General features: G+C 56.3%; 1 pseudogene. It reads right to left on the bottom strand.

The annotated features are described in order from the left end of the window. Positions 1-247: pseudogene (locus tag QP891_RS11775) on the bottom strand (HNH endonuclease signature motif containing protein); the annotation flags it as partial.

Here is a 247-nt window from a genome sequence, read left to right as displayed (position 1 = left end):
AGGTGTCGATGTTTTCTAGGTTGGTGATGCTGGACCAGCCGTAGCCTGGGAAATACACTTTCGCCTCACCAGCACCACCACCGGCGCCGGCAGGGTTATTGTCGCCGGTGGTGTCGGTGGTGAAGGTATTAATCGCGACTTTGGTATGCGTGTTGTCCAGGATGAGTTGGATTAAGGCTTCACCGGCACCGCACCTGTTGTTGTCTGCTTGGGTGTCGATATGGCGGGCGATGATGGCAGCAGTAGC

This window comes from Corynebacterium sp. MSK310 (assembly GCF_030227355.1).
Lineage (GTDB): Bacteria > Actinomycetota > Actinomycetes > Mycobacteriales > Mycobacteriaceae > Corynebacterium > Corynebacterium rhinophilum.
The sequence above is the reverse complement of the archived record's forward strand: the minus strand, read 5'-3'. Positions and strand labels throughout refer to the sequence as shown.